Raw genomic sequence first — 3,349 nt, 5'->3', positions numbered from 1 at the left:
ACCCACGTCCATGGCCACTTCTTGTCGATTCTGTCCCCGCAATGCTAGCCTCTGAGACAACGAGGCTCAAACTGTCTCGAATGCCCTTCGGTGTGTTGGGTTGAACAGGTCAGCACTTCATTCCATTCGCGCGCTCGACATACGGCTAGGAGTTTCATTCATGCCCCAGGGACTCGCCGACGAATCCTCCGGCGCTCGGCCCGCGTTGCTGCAGACGGCGGTCGTGGGATCAGTCCGTGCACGGTCATGGTGGACGCTTGCGATCGTGTGCGGCGCGGTGTTCATGCTGATGCTGGACATGACGATCGTGGCGGCCGCGTTGCCGAGCATCCAGGCCTCGTTCCGCACGTCGCTGAGCGGTCTGCAGTGGGTCATCGACGCCTACACGCTGCCGGTCGCGGCCTTGCTGATGACGACTGCGACGCTGGGAGATCGGATCGGTCGTCGGCGATTGTTCCTCGCCGGAATCGTGATCTTCACGATCGCCTCGGCGGGTTGCGCTGTAGCCGCTGATATTTCATGGCTCAATGCGTCGCGTTCCGTGCAGGGCATTGGCGCAGCGCTGCTGCTCGGGGTGTCATTGCCATTGATCGCGGCCGAGTTCCCCGAGGCGCACCGTCGTGCGCGAGCGATCGGAATTTACGGTGCGGTGCTGGCGAGCGCGACTGCGCTCGGGCCCCTCGTCGGTGGCGCACTGGTCGACGCGCTTGGGTGGCAATCGATCTTCCTGATCAATCTTCCGGTCGGCGTCATCACATTCGTTTTCGCCACCAAGCGCATCGGTGAGTCGGTCGACGCATCCGGGGAGCCTGTCGACTGGGCCGGTACCGCATTGCTCACCACCGGACTGTTCACCGGCGTGCTGGCCCTCATCGAAGGCAACACCTGGGGTTGGCAGTCCCCGGGGGTACTGGCGCTCGCCGTCACCGCGGGGTCGAGTTTGACCGGATTCACGGCATGGCAGCTTCGATCCGCGCATCCGATGCTCGACTTGCGCCTACTGCTGCGACCGGCATTCGGCAGCCTCGTGATCTGCGCCTTCTGCAGCGCGGCGACGCTCATCGCGGCGACGAACTATTTCGCCCTCTATCTGATGAACGCACTGGACTTCACACCGCTGCAAGCGGGGTTGCGGATCCTGCCGCTGACTCTCGCAGGCCTTGTCAGCGCTCCGATCGCAGCGTTGACGCACCACCGCGTTGCGGCGCGCTGGTCGATCCCGCTGTCACTGGTCTCGATCGCGGCCGGGATGGAACTGTGCAGCCGGGTCGGCGCCCACGCATCCTGGGTCGAATTCATCCCCGGCCTTGTTCTCGCCGGGCTCGGGTTGGGTGCCGCGATCGCGCTGACCGCGCAGTTCGCGCTCGGATCCGTCACCGAGAGCCGCTCCGGAATGGCAACCGGGATGATCAACTCTGCCCGCCAAATCGGCATCGCCGTCGGAGTCGCCGGACTCGGCGCGATGTTCACCCGCACAGTTGTCGCGGCTGCGGAGCCGATGCTGGGCCACCTGCCCGTCGGCACCCTCAGTGTCGCGGTGCTACCCGAGCAGGGCGCAGCGTTGACCGAAGCCCTGGGTGCTGGTGCCGGTCTGCGAATCCTCGACGCCGTACCTGCACAGTTCGAGATGGCCAAACCGGCGCTCGCCGATGTCGCACTCACCACGACCAGTTCCGGTCTGGGGACGGTCATGAGTGTCGGTGCCGGTGCTGCCGCCGTAGCCGCAGTCATATCCTTCATCGCCCTTCGCTGGCGATCTACGCCCGAATAGCGTTCATACACAGTCGATTACATCGAACTACCGAATCGGACAGGACACCATGCGAATTCACCATCTCAACTGCGCCACCTTCGCCCCACTCGGGGGACGACTGATCTCGGAGCGGCACCGCGGGTTCGGACCCGCGCCCATGGTCACTCACTGCCTGTTGCTCGAAACCGACGCCGGACTCGTCCTCGTCGACACCGGACTCGGCCGACACGACGTCATCGCCCCCAAACAGAGTCTGCACTTCCCGTTCGTCCCCGCCCTGCGCCCGAGCCTGCTCCTCGAAGAGACCGCAGCGCATCAGATCACGCAGCTCGGCTACTCACTCGACGATGTCCGTCACATCGTGCTCACCCATCTCGACCTCGACCACGCCGGCGGGCTACGCGACTTCCCGCACGCCAGGGTGCACGTCAGCGCGACCGAACTATCCGCCGCGCGTCACCCCGAAAACCTGACCGCACGACGCCGCTACGTCGGCAGCCAGTTCGACCACAAACCGGCTTGGGTCGAACACAGCGACGGCGGACAGCGCTGGTTCGGCTTCACCGGGGTGCGCGAGCTTTCGGGGCTCCCCTCCACCATCGTGGCGGTGCCGCTGCCGGGTCATACCCGCGGTCACTGCGGGATCGCGATCGACACCGGAAGCCACGACGCGCCGCGCTGGTTGTTGCACGCCGGCGACAGCTACTTCTCCCACACCCAACTCGACGCCCACCCATCCTGCCCGCCGCTGCTCGCTGCGTTCCAAGTCCTCGTACAGGTCGACCGCAACAGCCGCCTCGACAACCTCTCCCGACTACGTGAGGTAGCTACCCGCGACGATGTCGACGTCATCTGCGCGCACGATCCGCACGACCTCGCTCAATCGATTCGGCGACAACAAAATTCGCCACCGAGCGCACCCGACTCCCACACTGGGACGACCGCATGATGACGCTGGTACGCGACTCGGCAAACCGCTACCTCGCCCGCATCCGCGAATCACCCACGCAAATTGCCGCGTCCGTGTTGGCATTCTGGCTGTTCCTGCAAGGCCCGATAGGGCTGCTCGTCAATTCCGACTTCTCGATGCACCCCATGGGGTCGCGTTCCATTGAGCTGTTCGGGTTCATCCCGGTCACCGTCAATGGGTGGCATGCGATGTTCCATCTGATCACCGGCGGACTAGGGCTGATCCTGGTCCGCACCCGGACCGGTGCAATCAGCTACGCCACGATCATCGCCGCCATCTACATCCCGGTCGGAATGGTCGGTGTGGTCAGCGGTACCAGCGTCTGCGGCATGATCGCGGTCGACGCATTCGGCAGCTGGGTCCACGTAATCGAAGGCGCCACCATGGTCATGGCCATCATCGCTGCGCTCACCCCGCGCACCAACGCGTCACGGCGAGTGCCCGCGTGACTGAGATCGCTCATCACAATCCCGCACCACCTTTCGATTCCGGGCGTCCCGGGAGTGTCCGATTAACGGTTGATCCGACCTTGGCGTCGGTTAGTTACCGTTCGGGGTGATGCGTCCTTCGAAGGTGATCGCGAACGCGTTGAGCGCGGGCTTCCACCTCATTGCCCATCGTGCCTT

General features: G+C 64.5%; 3 protein-coding genes. All 3 read left to right on the top strand.

From position 1 onward, the window contains the following. Positions 1-160: 160 nt before the first annotated feature. Genes QMK17_RS26045 through QMK17_RS26035 form a run of 3 tightly spaced genes read left to right on the top strand, consistent with a single transcriptional unit; the run spans position 161 to position 3,172 of the window. Entirely contained in the window at positions 161-1,771 is a 1,611-nt protein-coding gene (locus QMK17_RS26045; protein WP_283512181.1) for an MFS transporter, read from the top strand. 49 nt (positions 1,772-1,820) lie between these two features. Next, the gene (locus QMK17_RS26040; protein WP_283512180.1) at positions 1,821-2,702 is read left to right on the top strand and encodes an MBL fold metallo-hydrolase; all 882 of its coding nucleotides are present in this window, start codon (positions 1,821-1,823) and stop codon (positions 2,700-2,702) included. Continuing rightward, complete coding sequence (locus tag QMK17_RS26035; RefSeq protein WP_283512179.1) at positions 2,699-3,172, top strand: DUF4383 domain-containing protein; 474 nt, start codon at positions 2,699-2,701, stop codon at positions 3,170-3,172. The genes QMK17_RS26040 and QMK17_RS26035 overlap by 4 nt, the downstream gene beginning before the upstream one ends. Positions 3,173-3,349: the final 177 nt, after the last annotated feature.

The sequence above is a fragment of the Rhodococcus sp. G-MC3 genome (genome assembly GCF_030063335.1).
Lineage (GTDB): Bacteria > Actinomycetota > Actinomycetes > Mycobacteriales > Mycobacteriaceae > Rhodococcoides.
Note: the sequence above shows the minus strand (reverse complement) of the source record. Positions and strands in the feature narration are given on the sequence as shown.

Excerpts from the sequence above, each read along its gene's own strand:
- QMK17_RS26045 (WP_283512181.1), top strand. The coding sequence starts at position 161 with ATGCCCCAGGGACTCGCCGACGAATCCTCCGGCGCTCGGCCCGCGTTG.
- QMK17_RS26040 (WP_283512180.1), top strand. The coding sequence starts at position 1,821 with ATGCGAATTCACCATCTCAACTGCGCCACCTTCGCCCCACTCGGGGGA.
- QMK17_RS26035 (WP_283512179.1), top strand. The coding sequence starts at position 2,699 with ATGATGACGCTGGTACGCGACTCGGCAAACCGCTACCTCGCCCGCATC.